Below are 15,060 nucleotides of genomic sequence, written 5' to 3'. Positions count from 1 at the left end.
CTTTGACGTACGGTCAATGGCAGCAAACATATATAACCTGCCTTTTTCCGTGCGAACCTCAGCGATGTCGATATGGAAAAACTCGATTGGACAGGTTTTGAATTTCCGTTTGCTCCGGGGATCTTTGGTATCCGGCAGCCGGCGAATACCATGACGTTGGCAGCAACGATGCAGAGAGGAGCGTGTTAAATGAGGTATGGCCATCTGCAAGCTGTAAAGACAATCATCGAGAGGAAGCAGCGTGTGTTGCCGAAAAGCGGCGCAAGCGGCTTCTTCCTCCTTGCTCAGCACCGTTGACCGAGGATGCCTGGGCCCCCATCGGGGCATTTTGTACCGTTGTGCGCTGTCGACGCTTCGCTACGGTTTTCGGGTTAATACCGTACCTCCGTGCCAGAACACTCAGGCTCTCTTGACGATGCTGTATCGTTCGACGCACCGCCTCAGTCGTACGGGCGCATCCGTGTAATATCTGTCCCATAATTCATCCCTCCGGAGCTCGTTATACATCACTCCAGCACACTGTGGGACTAAACATCTAGCAACAATCAGTTGGAACAGTTACATCGGTGTATTTGAATGCTGAGTGTTACTTTTTCTTTGCCCAGGAATCTTTGAGACCGACAATACGGTTATAGACAGGTTTTTCCGGCGTTGTGTCGGTGTCGGCACAGAAATATCCGATGCGCTCGAACTGGAACCGTGCGCCGGCGTTTTCAGCGGCGAGCACCGGTTCAACAAAGCCGTATGCAATTTTGAGTGAATCGGGATTCAGATACGTTTTAAAATCATCTTCTTCAGCGGCGGGGTTTTCGCTGGTAAAGAGGCGGTCGTAGAGTCGGAATTCCGCTGCAATGCCGTGTTCAGCGGAGACCCAGTGAATGGTTCCTTTGACTTTGCGTCCGTCCGGCGCATTGCCGCCGCGGCTGGCCGGGTCGTGCGTACAGTGCAGTTCAACGATATGTCCGGCAGCATCTTTGATGACGCCGGTACATGTAATGAAATAAGCACCGCGCAACCGGACTTCACGCCCGGGCGCCAGCCGGAAAAATTTATTCGGCGGAGCTTCCATGAAATCGTCGCGCTCGATATAAATTTCCCGTGCAAAATTTATTTTCCGCGTGCCGGCTTCGGGTTTGTTCGGATGATTGGGCAGTTCGAGTTCATCGCCGGTTTTTTCGTAGTCGGTGATGACGACTTTCAACGGATCAATGACAGCCATGCGGCGCGGCGCGCGTTCGTTCAGATCGGTGCGGACATGATATTCGAGCAGTCCGACATCGGTGAGGCTCTCGAATTTGGTGATACCGATTTCAGTACAGAAGGAACGAATGGCTTCCGGTGTATAGCCGCGCCGGCGCATGCCGGTGAGGGTGGGCAGACGCGGATCGTCCCAGCCGTGCACAAGATTCCCACGGACGAGTTCAAGCAGTTTGCGCTTGCTCATGACGGTATAGGTTAAGTTGAGCCGAGCGAATTCGTATTGCCGCGAATGGTAGATGCCAAGCGTTTCGAGTATCCAGTCGTAAAGCGGGCGATGGACAGCAAATTCGAGCGTACAAAGCGAGTGCGTAATGCCCTCAAAAGAGTCTTCAAGGCAGTGTGCAAAGTCGTACATTGGATAGATGCACCATTTATCACCGGTGTTGTGATGGTGCGCGTGTTTGATGCGATAGAGCGCCGGATCGCGCATGTGCAGATTGGGTGATGCCATATCGATTCTGGCGCGCAAAACGTAGGTTCCGTCCGGGAACTCGCCGGCGTTCATACGCGTGAACAGGGCAAGGTTTTCCTCGACAGTACGGCTGCGCCCCGGCGGTTCTTTGCCCGGTATTTCCGGGACACCGCGATACTTTTTAAATTCATCGACGCTCAACTCACAAACGTATGCTTTGCCGAGCTCGATGAGTTTGACGGCGCAGGCGTACATTTTTCCAAAATAATCGGATGCGAAATAGAGATGTTCGCCCCAGTCGAAACCAAGCCAGCGGATATCTTCTTTGATCGCCTCAACATATTCGGTGTCTTCAGCAGTCGGATTGGTGTCGTCAAACCGCAGGTGGCAGCGGCCGCCGTATTTCAACGCAGCACCGAAATCAAGGCAAATGGCTTTAGCGTGCCCGATGTGCAGGTATCCATTCGGCTCGGGGGGGAAACGGGTGATAATTTCTTTGTGTTTACCGGCGGCCAGATCAGCGTCGATAATATCAAAAATGAAATTTCCGGCAGAAGTATTCATATTTTTTCCTTTAAAAATTCTGATTTCTGCCCGATTTTATCGGGAATAGCAACTATATTACAAAATGGCCGGAGTGGTTCGATGAAGGTACTGTATCGAATAAATATTAAAATTGTTTTAAAAAGGATCAGTGAATGAATATCTTTAAAAATGCGACCCAGACAGTCGGGAATACACCATTAATTTTTTTAAACCGGCTGACGGACGGACTGAAGGCAAAAATCGCTGTAAAAGTTGAATCGCGTAATCCGCTGGGCAGCGTCAAGGACCGCATCGGCATTGCAATGATTGAGGCAGCCGAACGCGCCGGGACATTAACGCCAGGCGGACTGATCGTGGAACCTACCAGCGGCAATACCGGAATTGCACTGGCATTTGTTTCTGCTGCGCGCGGCTATAAGCTCACGCTCACCATGCCTGAAACCATGAGTGTCGAACGGGTCAACCTGTTGCGCGCGCTCGGCGCCGAAGTTATTTTAACGCCCGGCACCGCAGGCATGCCCGGTGCGATTAAACGCGCCGGAGAAATTCTGGCAGAAAACCCTTCCGCTTTCATGCCGCAGCAGTTTGAAAATCCGGCAAATCCTGAAATCCACCGGCAGACCACTGCACCAGAGATCTGGAAGGATACGGACGGCGCGGTGGATATATTCGTTGCCGGCGTCGGCACCGGCGGAACCGTCACCGGCACCGGCCGCGAACTGAAAAAAAGAAAAGCCGGCGTGCAGGTCTTCGCTGTCGAACCGGCGGAGTCGCCCGTCATTTCCGGCGGTCAGCCCGGTCCGCATAAAATTCAAGGTATTGGAGCCGGTTTTATTCCGAAAAATCTTGATCTTGAACTGCTCGACGGTGTTCTGACCCTACCTGCCGCCGCCGCCGGAAAAATCGTCCGGCGCATGGCGGAAGAAGAGGGAATTCTCGGCGGCATCTCTTCCGGCGCAAATGTTTTTGCAGCTCTTGAACTTGCCCGGCGGCCGGAAAACGCCGGAAAACTTATTGTAACCGTTATCTGCGATTCCGGTGAACGCTATCTTTCCACCTGGCTTTTTAATGATTAAACCGGCACTCTTAAATTGGAAATTATGACTCAATCGTTTGCCAATGTGCCATTGCAATGGGTCGGGCCGGTAAAAATTACCGGTCCTGAAATCGATGTCGAAACTGAAATTCCGCTCGCTACTTATGAGGCGCCGTTGTTCGCCTCCGTTCATCGCGGGGCACGCGTTGCCACTGTATCCGGCGGAATTTGCGCTGTTGTTATCGATGAACGCATGACGCGCTCCGTACTTTTTGAAGCGCCGGACGCCGGCGTTGCACTGCAATGTCTGCAGAAAATAAAAACAGAATTCCCGGCACTGCAGCGCGTTACCGAAACCACCAGCCGTTTTGCAAAACTTATCGACGTTCATTCACAGATCGCCGGAAACCTGCTCTTCATCCGTTTTGAATACACCACCGGCGATGCATCCGGTCATAATATGGCCACGCAGGCAAGCGAAGTGCTCTTGAATTACATCCTGAAACGTTGTCCGGAGCTCAAATATGAATCGCTTTCCGGCAACTACTGCTGCGACAAAAAAACATCTGCCGTGAATGGAGTGCTTGGACGCGGCAAATACGTCGTTACCGAACTCACCGTTCCGGAAAAACTCTGCCGGAAATATCTCAAAACCACGCCGGAAAAAATCGTCCAGCTCAATACTCGCAAAAATTTAATCGGCACACTGCTCGCCGGCGGACTCCGTTCCGCCAACGCTCACTTCGCCAACATGCTGCTTGGTTTTTATCTCGCCACCGGACAGGACGCCGCCAATATTGTTGAGGGCTCACAGGGAATCGTGCAGGCCGAAGTGCGCAACGGCGACCTCTGGTTTGCAACCACACTGCCGCATCTGATCGTCGGCACCGTCGGCAGCGGTAAGGGTCTTCCGTTTGTCGAAGAAGTCCTTGCCGAACTCGGCTGCCGTGCAGAGCGCGAACCCGGTGCTAATGCTCGCCGGCTTGCACTGATCTGTGCCGCCGCCGTACTATGCGGCGAACTCTCTCTGCTTGCCGCACTCACCAATCCCGGTGAACTTATGACTGCTCATCGGAAACTGGAACGCAATAAATGTGGAAATTCAAGCAGACTATGAAATATTTTTCACCCGCTCTTATCAGTCTCATTCTGATGCTCGCCGGCTGCAACGAAAACGGTGCAAAACGTGATGTTGCTGACGAACAGGATCCGTGCGTTCGCGCCGGGCTGGAACAGGTTTATTTGAAAAACTGGGATGCGGCGATCTCGAAATTTAAAGCAGCGCTTGAAAAAAATCCGGCGCTTGCGCGTCCCGATCTCGAACTCGCGCTGATTAACCATCAGCAGAAAAAAAATTATATCAACGCGATTTTCTATTATGAACGCTATCTTGAGAAACGTCCTGCGACTGAAAAACGCCCGTTAATTCTGGACTGGATCCGTCAATCGAAAGTTTTACTCGCCGGTGAAATCGCTAAATCATCCGATGGTGTTTCGGAAGAACTGGTTCGATTGAGACGTGAAAACAATCTGTTACGCGAACAGTTGAAAGCGTTTGAAGGGGAAACCGCACCGGCGCCGGTTGTTGCGAATGTAAAAACTATACCCGGTGCAGCGCTGGAGTCTCCTGTGCAAACAGCAACGTTGGCGCCGGCAGCTGCGGAAAAACCGGTAGAACAAAGTTCGGCGCCGGCTGTTTCTTCTGCAAACTTTCAACCGGCAATCGGCAATCAGCCGCCTCCCGCTCTCCCTGCACGCATGTACAAGGTAAATCCCGGCGATACGCTGATGCGGATTTCACGCGATGTTTACGGAGACAGTTCAAAATGGCGCAAAATTTTCGATGCCAACCGTGATAAAATGAGACACGAGGCTGATCTAAAAATCGGGCAGCTTATCGCTATTCCGGATTAAACCGATTCCGGTAATGGAATCGGGCAGTTTTTAAAACTGAAGCCCGGCGGCAAAATTCACACGTGCTTTTTCTTTTCAATACGCACCAGGTCGACATCATTTACCGCCGCCCGCCGCCGCCGGTACAGCGCATTAACTTTATTGTCGAGCGTCTCCCAGTCGTCAGCTGACGCCGGCGTATCATAATCCCAGCGCTCTTCATCTGACCGTTTAAACTGCCATTTGATCTTTCCGGCAAAAATACGAACTCTCACCGTCCGTTTTACGCTGTCATCCAGCCGTTCTGTCCATTCAATATCGCGCTTCATAACGGCATAACTTACCTGCCAGGTATAAAAAGTCACAGCAATTATAATTCTGAAACAAAAACCGCATATTGTTCAGCTTTGATAATCTGCTCTTTTAATTTGCAGTCCGTCGTGGTTAACTTCCTGTCCATATTATGAAATTAATTGAAGAGAAGATTCAGGAGCTGAAGCAGGAGCGAAATGCGCTGATTATCGCGCACAATTATCAGCTGGATGAAGTGCAGGCGATTGCAGACTTCACCGGTGATTCGCTGGAGCTGAGCCGTAAAGCGGCGACGCTGGACGAGCCGGTGGTGGTTTTCTGCGGCGTGCATTTCATGGCAGAAACGGCGGCGATCCTCTCGCCGGAAAAAACGATTCTGCTGCCGGATGCCGGCGCGGGCTGTCCGATGGCAGACATGATTGATGCCGGAAAACTGCGCGCGCTGAAAGCGCAGTACCCGGATGCAAAAGTAGTTTGCTATGTAAACAGCTCGGCCGAAGTAAAAGCAGAAAGCGACATCTGCTGCACGTCGTCAAATGCTGTCAACGTGGTTGAATCGCTCGGCGACTGCAAAATTATTTTTGTACCGGACCGTAATCTTGGTTCGTTTGTAGCCGAAAAACTCGGACGTCCGATTGTTTTGCCGGAAAAGCCGTGTGGAGCAGACATTCCTGTCTGCGCAACGGGCAGACATTCCTGTCTGCCCCACGGTTTTATTTTATATAACGGATTTTGTCCGACGCATGAACGGATCCGTCCGGTAGATATTCTGGCTGAAAAAGAGAAGCATCCGGATGCCGTTGTACTGGCGCATCCGGAGTGCAGCAAGCCGGTGCGCGACCTGGCAGATGAACTGCTTTCAACGGGACAAATGTGCCGGTTTGTACAGCAGTCGAATGCGACGGAATTTATTGTCGCAACAGAAATTGGAATTAATTACCGGCTGCAGCGTGAAAATCCGACGAAAAAATTTTATGCGGTGTGTCCGGAGCGTGCAGTGTGCCCGAATATGAAAAAGATCACGCTCGAAAAAATTCTATGGTCGCTGCAGGACATGAAAACGCGCGTGACAGTGCCGCCGGAGATCGCACGCCGCGCTGCCGGCAGTATTGAGCGGATGCTCAAGATTGGATGACTGAAGAATAGAGCGCCGGAATATTAGAAGACTTAAATATCAAAAATATGAGCGGTTTGCTCTGGAATCCGGTTTCCCGCTCATTCATTATTCCGCCGTTCCAGCATTCGTTTTCTACAGGAGTTTTTTATGTGGGACTATACAGATAAGGTGAATGACCATTTCAGGAATCCGCGCAATGTCGGAACGATTGAAGATCCGGACGGCGTCGGCGAAGTTGGTTCGCTGGCATGCGGCGACGCATTGAAGCTGATGTTTACGCTCGACGAAAATAAGCGGATCAAAGAAGCCAAATTCCAAACATTCGGTTGTGCAAGCGCGATTGCCTCGTCGTCGGCGCTGACGGAGCTGATCATCGGTAAAACACTTGAAGAAGCAGAAAAAATCACGAACAAGGAGATTGCGGAATACCTCGGCGGACTGCCGAAGCAGAAAGTACACTGTTCGGTGATGGGACGTGAAGCGCTCGAGGCGGCGATTTATAATTATCGCACCGGAAAAAAATGGGACAAGGCGCTCGACGGCGAAGTGGTTTGTCATTGTTTCGGTGTCACCGACCAAGAGATTGAAAAAGCGATTCGTGAAAACGAGTTGAAAACGGTGGAAGATGTTACGAATGCCACCAAGGCCGGCGGAGCATGCGGCAATTGCATTCCGAATATTCAGGAAATTCTGAATCGCGTTCTGCATGAACAGAAAGCTCCGGCACCGGTAAAAAAACCGGCGATGACAACGCTGCAGAAAATCCATCTGATCGAAGATGTGATCGACCGCGAAATCCGTCCGGTGCTCCGGCAGGACGGCGGTGATCTTGAACTGATTGATGTCAATGGCGATGAGGTGAAAGTCCGTTTCCGCGGGGCGTGTTCCGGCTGTGCGGTTTCAGAATTTACATTGAAGTCAGTGGTGGAAACCAAACTGCGTGAGGCGGTTGCCGAAACACTGGTTGTCGAGGAGGTCAAATGAAACAAGCGGTGTATCTCGATAACAACGCAACGACGCAGATTGCACCGGAGGTGCTCGATGTAATGATGCCCTTTTTTACGGAGCTCTGGGGTAATCCGTCGAGCATGTATACGTTCGGCGGGCAGGTAAAAAAATATGTGGAGACCGCGCGCGAACAGGTAGCGGATTTAATCGGCGCTGCCGATCCGCGTGAAATCACCTTCACGAGCTGCGGTTCTGAAAGCAATAATCTCGCGATTCGCGGCGGCGCAGAGGCGATGGATAAGATGCCGCATGTGATCACCTCGAAAGTTGAGCATCCCGCGGTGCACGGGCCGTGCCATTATCTCGAAGACCGCGGCTGCCGGCTGACGCGGCTGGATGTGGATCACCTCGGCAATCTGGATACGGATGCGCTGCATCGTGAAGTACGCGCCGGCGGACGTTCGCTCACAACCATTATGTGGGCGAATAATGAAACCGGTGTGATTTTTCCAATAAAAGAAATCGGCGAAGCGGTACATGAATTCGGCGGGATTTTCCATACGGACGCCGTTCAGGCTGTCGGTAAGATTCCGGTGAATGTTCGCGCACTTCCGGTGGATATGCTCTCGCTTTCCGGTCACAAACTTTGTGCACCTAAAGGCGTCGGAGCTGTTTATATCCGGCGCGGTACAAAAGTGATCCCGCTGATTCTAGGCGGACATCAGGAACGCGGCCGGCGCGCCGGCACGGAAAATGTTCCGTATATTGTCGGACTTGGTAAGGCGTGCGAACTGGCGAAAAAAAACATCACTGAAGAAAACACCCGTGTGAAAGCACTGCGCGACCGCCTTGAAAAGGGAATTCTTGAACTATGCCCCGGCGCGCACGTGAACGGCGATGTAAACAACCGGATGCCGAATACCACTAATATCAGTTTTGAATTTATCGAAGGCGAGTCCATTCTGCTGATGCTTGACGATTACGGCATTTGTGCGTCTACCGGATCGGCCTGCGCATCCGGTTCGCTCGAACCCTCCCACGTTCTGCGTGCAATGGAAGTCTCCGGAATTGCGGTGCACGGCTCGATCCGGTTCAGTTTGAGCACCTATAATACCGATCAAGATGTTGATGCCGTCTTGCATGCTATGCCGGTGATTGTAAAACGTCTGCGCGAATTGTCACCGTTTGTTTAGGGACGAATCCCCAGACTTCAAAACAAAACAGCTTTGCTTTTCGTGTCATTTCGTGGTTTTCATGGTTAAAAATCCGTTTATATCTGTGATATCTGCGGTTAAAGAATAGATTTTAAAAAGGAGAAAATATGCAACGGGCTTTAACGAAAATTGAAATTCCCGGGGTGCCGGCGCCGCGCAGCGGCAAAGTGCGCGAAATTTTTGACGCCGGCGATAAACTGCTGTTTGTCGCGAGCGATCGCATTTCGGCCTTTGACTGTGTCATGCCGAACGGTATCCCGCAAAAGGGCGAAGTGCTGAATAAAATTTCAAAATTCTGGTTCGAACGCACCGGCCATCTTGTGGCGAATCATATGATCAGCACCAACGTGAAAGATTATCCGGTGCCGTTTAATCAGCACGCCGATCAACTTGCCGGACGTTCTATGCTGGTGAAAAAAACCGAAGTGTTTCCGGTGGAGTGTATTGTACGCGGTTATCTGATTGGTTCCGGCTGGAAAGAATACCAGCAGAACGGAACGATCGGCGGAATGCCGCTGCGCGCCGGATATAAAATGGCAGACAAACTTGATGAACCGATATTTACACCGTCAACAAAAGCCGAACAGGGACTGCATGATGAAAATATCAGTTTTGAGCGCATGAAAGAAATTATCGACTCTGAAAAAGCCGAAAAACTGAAAGCCGCCACGCTCGCACTTTACACCTATGCCGCTGATTATGCGCTGACCAAAGGCATTATCATTGCAGATACGAAGTTTGAGTTCGGTGAGCTTGCCGGCGAAATTATTTTAATCGACGAAGTGCTTACGCCGGACAGCTCACGCTTCTGGCCGCTTGATTCATATCAAACCGGGGCTTCGCCGATATCGTTCGACAAACAGTTTTTGCGCGATTATCTCGAAACGCTCGACTGGAATAAAACCCCGCCGGCGCCGGAGCTCCCGGCAGACATCGTTGAAAAAACGCAAGCAAAATACCTTGAGGCGTACGAACGGTTAACAGGAACTGCGCTTTAAATTTTTTAACCACTCATTCACACTAATAAGAAGATTAGTGCGGGTCAGTGGAAATCAGCGGTTTGAATCCATGCGATTTTTGTTAGATCAATTTTTGGATTATATTTCCCTTGAAAAAGGGCTGAGTCCTCATACCCGTGCGGCGTATAGCGACGATATTGAGCGGTTTTTGAATTGGTTGACAGTAAAGGATGTGCGGTCAATTAATAATGTAACACGCAAGCAGATTCTGGATCACCTGATGTCGGAAAAAGCGCGCGGATTACGCCCGACATCACTTTCACGTCATCTGGTTTCACTGAAAGTTTTTTTCCGTTATCTGACGCAGGAAGGGCTGTTAAGCGTTAATGTTACCGAAGCGATGGAATCGTTAAAAACAGGCCGGGGACTGCCTGTATATTTGACATCCAAAGAGGTCGAGAGCCTGATCAATTTTCCGGATTTAAATGATCCGCTCGGCGTACGGAATCGCGCAATTCTTGAACTGTTGTATGCGTCCGGGCTGCGCGTTTCTGAACTTGCCGGATTGCAACTCACGGATCTGCATTTCGATGAGCGTTTTTTGCATTGCACAGGGAAAGGGCGTAAAGAGCGCGTTGTTCCGGTCGGCAGCGAAGCGATTAAATATGTGAACCGTTATATGAAAGACGTCCGTCCTCGATTAACGCCGGGAGTACACGAACACACTGTTTTCCTGAGCAAACGGAAGCAGCCGATGTCGCGTAAAACCATCTGGGTAATGATAAAAAACTGCGCGCGCAACGCCGGGATTACAAAGAGTATTTATCCGCATACACTGCGGCATTCATTTGCGAGTCATCTTTTAGCAAACGGCGCAGATTTGCGTACAATTCAGGAAATGCTTGGACATTCAGATATTGCGACGACGCAGATCTATACTCATGTTGATCCCGACCGTTTAAAGGGCGTGCATAACAAATTCCATCCGCGGGCATAATGTGGGGCAGACATTTCTGTCTGCCTTTTTTACATAAGAATAAGCAGACAGGATTCGAAGAAGGGCTCGCTGAAAGCGGGCAGCAAAGCGGCAATGTCTGCTTCACGCCATTTATTTTTCAACACGCGTAGTTCCGTCAGCACCGGTTAAAACCCGCACGCGGTCGCCGACAGAAAACAGAACGTCGGCCTCCTGAGTTACGGCAATAACACCGCCGCTGTCGAGTTTAACGGTGATTTCGAGACCGCCGCGCCGTGTGATTCCTTCTTCAGCCACCGATCCGGCCACTGCGCCGGCGATTGAGCCAACTACTGTACCAATGACTGATCCTCTGCCGGCACCGACGGTACTCCCAAGAAATCCACCGGCGACTCCGCCGCCGACAGTGCCTGCTCCGGATTTTGTACCTTCGATGCGAACTTCTTTTACGAATTCAACGGTGCCCATCTGGACAGTTTGCGCCTTACGCGCCTGATCGCGGGAATAAACTTCGCCGGACCGGCTGGATGCGCATCCGGCGAGCAGTACAGTTATAACCGGAAAAGCAATCAAATGAATTATTCGCATGACCGCTCCTCCCGAATCTTAAAGTAAAAATAATACCGGTGCCGGATTATTCGGCATCGAGATCGCGACGGCTCATACCTTTAAGCTGCATCAGCCGGTCGAAGGTTTTTTGCTGACGAATTTTCAGTTTACCGGTGTTCTTACTGGATTCCCAGTTTACAACAGTCGGCAGGCTGACACCGGCAGCTTTAGCAAAGGCAGCTTGAGAAAGTTTCAAGCGCTTACGCATTGCACGGACACCCTGGCCGGAAATCCAGCTGCGCGGGGCTTCTGCCGCCGCCGGTGTTTCTTGCGGAACGGCTTTGCTAACAACTTTTTCGAGTTGCCGTTTTTCTTTTTCGAGCAGCTCAATACGCCGGCGCAGATCCGCAATATATTTCCGCTGATTGGCGTTGACTGATTTTATTGGCTTTAGCGCCGCATTGACTTCCATGCGGGCGATGCGGGAAATTTCACCCTTCAACGCCTTCATTACATTTGCCATTTGACTTCTCCTTATTATAAGCCGCGACCTTTATGCGGCTTTTTTCTTTTTAATAAGCATTTGAATAATCATTAGCAGATTACCCGTTGTCCAGTAAAGCACAAGCCCTGATGGCATGGAATATAAAAGAAACAACATCATCAACGGCATCATAAACATCATCATGCGCTGCTGCTGCGGATCGCCGGCGGTCGGCGTAAGCTTCTGCTGCCAGATGGTTGTCACCGCCATCAGGATCGGCAGAATATTTAATGAACCGAGAACCGGAACCATACCTTCAAACAGATTTTCCGCCGTTGATAAATCCTGTACCCACAGGAATTTTGAAAAACGCAGTTCAATAGCGCTGCGCAGTACGGTAAAGAGCGCGAAGAACACCGGAATCTGGATCAGCATCGGCAGACAGCCGCCCATTGGATTCACTTTATTCTCCTTATAAAACTTCATGGTTTCCTGCTGCAGCCGCTGCGGGTTGTCTTTATATTTATCGCGCAGTGCCTGCATCTGCGGCTGGAGCGCTGCCATCCGGCGCATGCTTTCCGTACCTTTATGTGTGATCGGCCAGAAAATGATGCGCACAATCACTGTGAGCAGCATAATTGCCACGCCGTAATTCCGGACAACTACATACAACGCGTTTAAACCCCACAGCAGTGCAACTTTGATTGGATACATAACCGGATTCATGAATTTCCAAAAGCCGGTGCTTTTGAACTCCATCACTTCAACCTGTTCCATGCCCTGTGTTTTTAATGATAAAAAATCTTTAGGGCCGGTATACACGCGCGTTGTGCGGGTAAAAACCTCGTTCGCCGCAATCAGTTCCGCCGGAAAAATAATTTCGGCAGCAACCTCCACCGGTGCCACTTTTTTCCCTTCGCCTTCACGCCGGAGCAGTAGATTAAATCCTTTGGCTGCTTCGCTCGGCGTGACAATCTGTACAAAAAATTTGTTCTTCGATGCAATCCAGTCCACCGGACGCGGGGCAATCATTTCGGCGGTGGAGGAAACCATTCCATCCGGCACCGGCACACTGCGGAAAATTTTCAGCATATCACGACCCCAGTGCCGTACGCCTTCAGCCGCTGAAAATGTATCAACTCCCAGCGAATAAAAACCGCGCATGTCTTTGGCATCTCCGGTATTGCTCATCGCGCCGGCGGACAAGCACAGTTCCGGCAGTTTCCACGGCGTTGCACCGCCGTTTTTAAACGAATCTGTAACCGTCATCAAATATTCATCGTCGAGTTTAAACTCGCGCTGAAATATAACACCGTCAGCCAGCGTCGCGATATACGTTGCGCTGCCGGCACCTTCCGACAGTATTCCGGCACCTGCCGGAATTCCGGCATAGCGCAACGCCGGCACCGCCGCAAAATCAAGCTCCACCGGTCCGCTGCCGGCATGATTTTCTGCCGGATACTCCTTCAGCACTGCCGAAACGACCGTACCGCCGTACGATGAAAGCGTTAGATCAATGTGCTTATTCGACAGCGTCACAAACTCTTCCGGCGGCAATGGCAGGGATGACCGGTCCTGATCATTCGCCGGTTTTTCCTCCGCCGGCGTTACAGCTTCAAGATACGGTGCCGATACCGGCTTGTCTGCCGCACCGGAAATTGCGTCTTCCATTTCTTTCGCCGGAAGTTCCGGCGGGACCGCCGGGGTTTGAACTTCTGCCGGCGCCGGTTTTTCCGGACGCGGGAAAAACTTCTGTTCAATCAGCGGATAATAACGCATCCAGCCAAACATCAGTGCAAGCAGCACAACTACAATAATCAGATCATTTTTTTTCATAAATTCTTTCTGCTGGTTTTTTCGGCACAAAATCCACTCCGCCGGGATTCCACGGATGACACCGGCCGATACGCCGGACACTCAACCAAAGACCGGACAGTATGCCATGCTTGCGGATTGCTTCAATCGCATAATCCGAACAAGTCGGATAAAATCGACAGCACGGCCGTTTGATTTTCCCGATCGTCCATTGATAAATCCGGATTGGAAAAACCGTGCATGAACGCGAATACACGCGAATGTTTTTTAATAATGAATTTTTATTAGCGTCCATTAGCGTTCATTCGCGGTTGAAATTCCCGCCTGTTTTGCGAGGTGCAGGAAATCCTGTTCGGTTTCGGTATAAGAAGCAGTAAGCATCCGCCGGCGTGCAATTAAAATGATATCCACTTCGGCGGAAAGTGCGGCACGATGCTGCCTGAATATTTCACGCAGACGGCGGCGCGCCAGATTACGATCCACCGCGCGGTTACTCACTTTTTTGCTGGTGATTATTCCGAGACGCAGTGCCGCACCATCACCGGAGCGCAGCCATAAAACCATTGTTTTACCAACAAAACTTCTATTTTGCGCAAAAGCCTCTCTGAACAGAGAGGCCTCAATCAAACGCTGACTTCTGGAAAGGGTATTTCCGGGCACCGGGATTCCTCCGGCGAAAAATCAAATTATTTATCGCAAACAGTCAGATGTTTACGGCCTTTGCGACGGCGGCGCGCCAGCACTTTGCGGCCGTCGGCCGTTTCCATGCGGCTGCGGAAACCATGCTTACGGGCGCGTTTAATCTTCGATGGCTGCCATGTACGCTTCATTTCTCTATCTCCAAACTACAAATCCTCAAAAGAGGCCGATAACCTGCCGGTTTCCACCGCTTGTGTCAACGCCGGATTTACGATTTCACCAGAATCGGGTTGATGGGGCAGATTGTAAACACAAGTGTCCGGTTCCAACCGATACTTGCTTTCACAATCTACGACCTGATCATCGGCCAAAATAGGCCGCTTTGCCGCTTGCCCTTTTCCGGTGAATATCATACATAAAACATTTCTCCGGAGAGGTGGCTGAGTGGCTTAAAGCAGTGGTTTGCTAAACCGCCGTACTCCCAAAGGGGTACCGGGGGTTCGAATCCCCCCCTCTCCGCCACTTATGTTTCACTCATTTCCACAAAGAACCGCGCCGGCTGGTTTGAGACTAGCGTTTAATATCCTGTAAGAGGCTGGAATAAACTGAAAACCAACGACTTGCGTTGATTTCTGCGAGGGATCGGCGGTTTTGTACAGAAACGCGCCGAAAACCCCGAATGTGACAGCGGTTTGATACAACTTGCAGGGATTCTGCAACGGCGTTGCAACACGGTTTCAAACGTTTTGAATTTCAGCTGTTTAGTCCCACAGTGTGCTGGAACGGATCAAACTTAAAGCGATCCGGATCAGAAGTCCAGATGTTGCAGATATATTCGTATGGCGCGAATTGACTCATAAAAAAAGACACCGAAGCACGGGCCGCAGAGGGGGGCGGATT

Annotated in this window: 16 protein-coding genes, 1 tRNA gene and 1 pseudogene; 9 read left to right on the top strand and 9 right to left on the bottom strand. The window is 50.9% G+C overall.

What is annotated here, in order from left to right; all coding sequences use genetic code 11:
* Positions 1–478: pseudogene (locus WC959_12175) on the bottom strand (IS481 family transposase).
* 108 nt (positions 479–586) lie between these two features.
* On the bottom strand, positions 587–2,236 hold the full coding sequence (locus WC959_12170; GenBank protein ID MFA5689875.1) for a glutamine--tRNA ligase/YqeY domain fusion protein: 1,650 nt from the start codon (positions 2,234–2,236) through the stop codon (positions 587–589).
* A gap of 134 nt (positions 2,237–2,370) precedes the next feature.
* On the opposite strand from WC959_12170, the gene cysK reads away from it, so the two are divergent.
* From cysK to WC959_12155, 3 genes are read left to right on the top strand one after another with little or no spacing between them, the layout of a single operon-like run.
* Complete coding sequence (gene cysK / locus WC959_12165; protein MFA5689874.1) at positions 2,371–3,294, top strand: cysteine synthase A; 924 nt, start codon at positions 2,371–2,373, stop codon at positions 3,292–3,294.
* A gap of 24 nt (positions 3,295–3,318) precedes the next feature.
* The gene (locus tag WC959_12160) at positions 3,319–4,371 is read left to right on the top strand and encodes a hydroxymethylglutaryl-CoA reductase (protein ID MFA5689873.1); all 1,053 of its coding nucleotides are present in this window, start codon (positions 3,319–3,321) and stop codon (positions 4,369–4,371) included.
* The gene (locus tag WC959_12155; protein ID MFA5689872.1) at positions 4,368–5,168 is read left to right on the top strand and encodes a hypothetical protein; all 801 of its coding nucleotides are present in this window, start codon (positions 4,368–4,370) and stop codon (positions 5,166–5,168) included. Before WC959_12160 ends, WC959_12155 begins: the two co-directional genes overlap by 4 nt.
* Positions 5,169–5,224: 56 nt before the next feature.
* On the opposite strand, the gene WC959_12150 is transcribed toward WC959_12155, so the two are convergent.
* On the bottom strand, positions 5,225–5,476 hold the full coding sequence (locus WC959_12150; protein ID MFA5689871.1) for a hypothetical protein: 252 nt from the start codon (positions 5,474–5,476) through the stop codon (positions 5,225–5,227).
* Between the two features lie 134 nt (positions 5,477–5,610).
* Here WC959_12150 and nadA point away from each other — a divergent pair, with 134 nt between their 5' ends.
* The 5 genes from nadA to xerD all read left to right on the top strand — a co-directional run bounded on the left by nadA (position 5,611) and on the right by xerD (position 10,694).
* A complete protein-coding gene (gene nadA / locus WC959_12145) occupies positions 5,611–6,594 on the top strand; it encodes a quinolinate synthase (protein ID MFA5689870.1) in 984 nt (327 codons plus the stop codon).
* A 129-nt stretch (positions 6,595–6,723) separates the two neighbouring features.
* Positions 6,724–7,560, top strand: a complete 837-nt coding sequence (gene nifU, locus WC959_12140; GenBank protein ID MFA5689869.1) for a Fe-S cluster assembly protein NifU — start codon at positions 6,724–6,726, stop codon at positions 7,558–7,560.
* A complete protein-coding gene (gene nifS, locus WC959_12135; GenBank protein MFA5689868.1) occupies positions 7,557–8,717 on the top strand; it encodes a cysteine desulfurase NifS in 1,161 nt (386 codons plus the stop codon). The genes nifU and nifS overlap by 4 nt, the downstream gene beginning before the upstream one ends.
* A gap of 128 nt (positions 8,718–8,845) precedes the next feature.
* Positions 8,846–9,736 carry a phosphoribosylaminoimidazolesuccinocarboxamide synthase gene (locus tag WC959_12130; GenBank protein ID MFA5689867.1) on the top strand — a complete coding sequence of 297 codons (891 nt, stop codon included), beginning with the start codon at positions 8,846–8,848 and terminating at the stop codon, positions 9,734–9,736.
* A 70-nt stretch (positions 9,737–9,806) separates the two neighbouring features.
* On the top strand, positions 9,807–10,694 hold the full coding sequence (gene xerD, locus WC959_12125; protein MFA5689866.1) for a site-specific tyrosine recombinase XerD: 888 nt from the start codon (positions 9,807–9,809) through the stop codon (positions 10,692–10,694).
* Between the two features lie 111 nt (positions 10,695–10,805).
* Here the strand turns inward: xerD and WC959_12120 are convergent, their stop codons facing one another.
* Genes WC959_12120 through rpmH form a run of 6 tightly spaced genes read right to left on the bottom strand, consistent with a single transcriptional unit; the run spans position 10,806 to position 14,351 of the window.
* Positions 10,806–11,261: a glycine zipper 2TM domain-containing protein gene (locus WC959_12120; protein ID MFA5689865.1), complete on the bottom strand. Its 456-nt coding sequence runs from the start codon at positions 11,259–11,261 to the stop codon at positions 10,806–10,808.
* A 46-nt stretch (positions 11,262–11,307) separates the two neighbouring features.
* Positions 11,308–11,745, bottom strand: coding sequence for a helix-turn-helix domain-containing protein (locus WC959_12115; protein MFA5689864.1), 438 nt, complete (start codon positions 11,743–11,745; stop codon positions 11,308–11,310).
* A gap of 30 nt (positions 11,746–11,775) precedes the next feature.
* Complete coding sequence (gene yidC, locus WC959_12110) at positions 11,776–13,542, bottom strand: membrane protein insertase YidC (GenBank protein ID MFA5689863.1); 1,767 nt, start codon at positions 13,540–13,542, stop codon at positions 11,776–11,778.
* The gene (yidD, locus tag WC959_12105) at positions 13,529–13,816 is read right to left on the bottom strand and encodes a membrane protein insertion efficiency factor YidD (GenBank protein MFA5689862.1); all 288 of its coding nucleotides are present in this window, start codon (positions 13,814–13,816) and stop codon (positions 13,529–13,531) included. The genes yidC and yidD overlap by 14 nt, the downstream gene beginning before the upstream one ends.
* Positions 13,816–14,181, bottom strand: a complete 366-nt coding sequence (rnpA, locus tag WC959_12100; protein MFA5689861.1) for a ribonuclease P protein component — start codon at positions 14,179–14,181, stop codon at positions 13,816–13,818. Before rnpA ends, yidD begins: the two co-directional genes overlap by 1 nt.
* A gap of 26 nt (positions 14,182–14,207) precedes the next feature.
* Positions 14,208–14,351 (bottom strand): 50S ribosomal protein L34, encoded by a 144-nt coding sequence (gene rpmH, locus WC959_12095; GenBank protein MFA5689860.1) that lies wholly within the window; start codon positions 14,349–14,351, stop codon positions 14,208–14,210.
* Positions 14,352–14,590: 239 nt separating this feature from the next.
* On the opposite strand from rpmH, the gene WC959_12090 reads away from it, so the two are divergent.
* Positions 14,591–14,682 (top strand) — tRNA-Ser (locus tag WC959_12090).
* The last annotated feature ends 378 nt before the right edge of the window (positions 14,683–15,060 follow it).

It is taken from the genome of Kiritimatiellales bacterium (genome assembly GCA_041656295.1).
GTDB lineage: Bacteria > Verrucomicrobiota > Kiritimatiellia > Kiritimatiellales > Tichowtungiaceae > Tichowtungia.
The sequence above is the reverse complement of the archived record's forward strand: the minus strand, read 5'-3'. Positions and strand labels throughout refer to the sequence as shown.

Excerpts from the sequence above, each read along its gene's own strand:
- WC959_12170 (MFA5689875.1), bottom strand. The coding sequence starts at position 2,236 with ATGAATACTTCTGCCGGAAATTTCATTTTTGATATTATCGACGCTGAT.
- cysK (MFA5689874.1), top strand. The coding sequence starts at position 2,371 with ATGAATATCTTTAAAAATGCGACCCAGACAGTCGGGAATACACCATTA.
- WC959_12160 (MFA5689873.1), top strand. The coding sequence starts at position 3,319 with ATGACTCAATCGTTTGCCAATGTGCCATTGCAATGGGTCGGGCCGGTA.
- WC959_12155 (MFA5689872.1), top strand. The coding sequence starts at position 4,368 with ATGAAATATTTTTCACCCGCTCTTATCAGTCTCATTCTGATGCTCGCC.
- WC959_12150 (MFA5689871.1), bottom strand. The coding sequence starts at position 5,476 with ATGAAGCGCGATATTGAATGGACAGAACGGCTGGATGACAGCGTAAAA.
- nadA (MFA5689870.1), top strand. The coding sequence starts at position 5,611 with ATGAAATTAATTGAAGAGAAGATTCAGGAGCTGAAGCAGGAGCGAAAT.
- nifU (MFA5689869.1), top strand. The coding sequence starts at position 6,724 with ATGTGGGACTATACAGATAAGGTGAATGACCATTTCAGGAATCCGCGC.
- nifS (MFA5689868.1), top strand. The coding sequence starts at position 7,557 with ATGAAACAAGCGGTGTATCTCGATAACAACGCAACGACGCAGATTGCA.
- WC959_12130 (MFA5689867.1), top strand. The coding sequence starts at position 8,846 with ATGCAACGGGCTTTAACGAAAATTGAAATTCCCGGGGTGCCGGCGCCG.
- xerD (MFA5689866.1), top strand. The coding sequence starts at position 9,807 with ATGCGATTTTTGTTAGATCAATTTTTGGATTATATTTCCCTTGAAAAA.
- WC959_12120 (MFA5689865.1), bottom strand. The coding sequence starts at position 11,261 with ATGCGAATAATTCATTTGATTGCTTTTCCGGTTATAACTGTACTGCTC.
- WC959_12115 (MFA5689864.1), bottom strand. The coding sequence starts at position 11,745 with ATGGCAAATGTAATGAAGGCGTTGAAGGGTGAAATTTCCCGCATCGCC.
- yidC (MFA5689863.1), bottom strand. The coding sequence starts at position 13,542 with ATGAAAAAAAATGATCTGATTATTGTAGTTGTGCTGCTTGCACTGATG.
- yidD (MFA5689862.1), bottom strand. The coding sequence starts at position 13,816 with ATGGACGCTAATAAAAATTCATTATTAAAAAACATTCGCGTGTATTCG.
- rpmH (MFA5689860.1), bottom strand. The coding sequence starts at position 14,351 with ATGAAGCGTACATGGCAGCCATCGAAGATTAAACGCGCCCGTAAGCAT.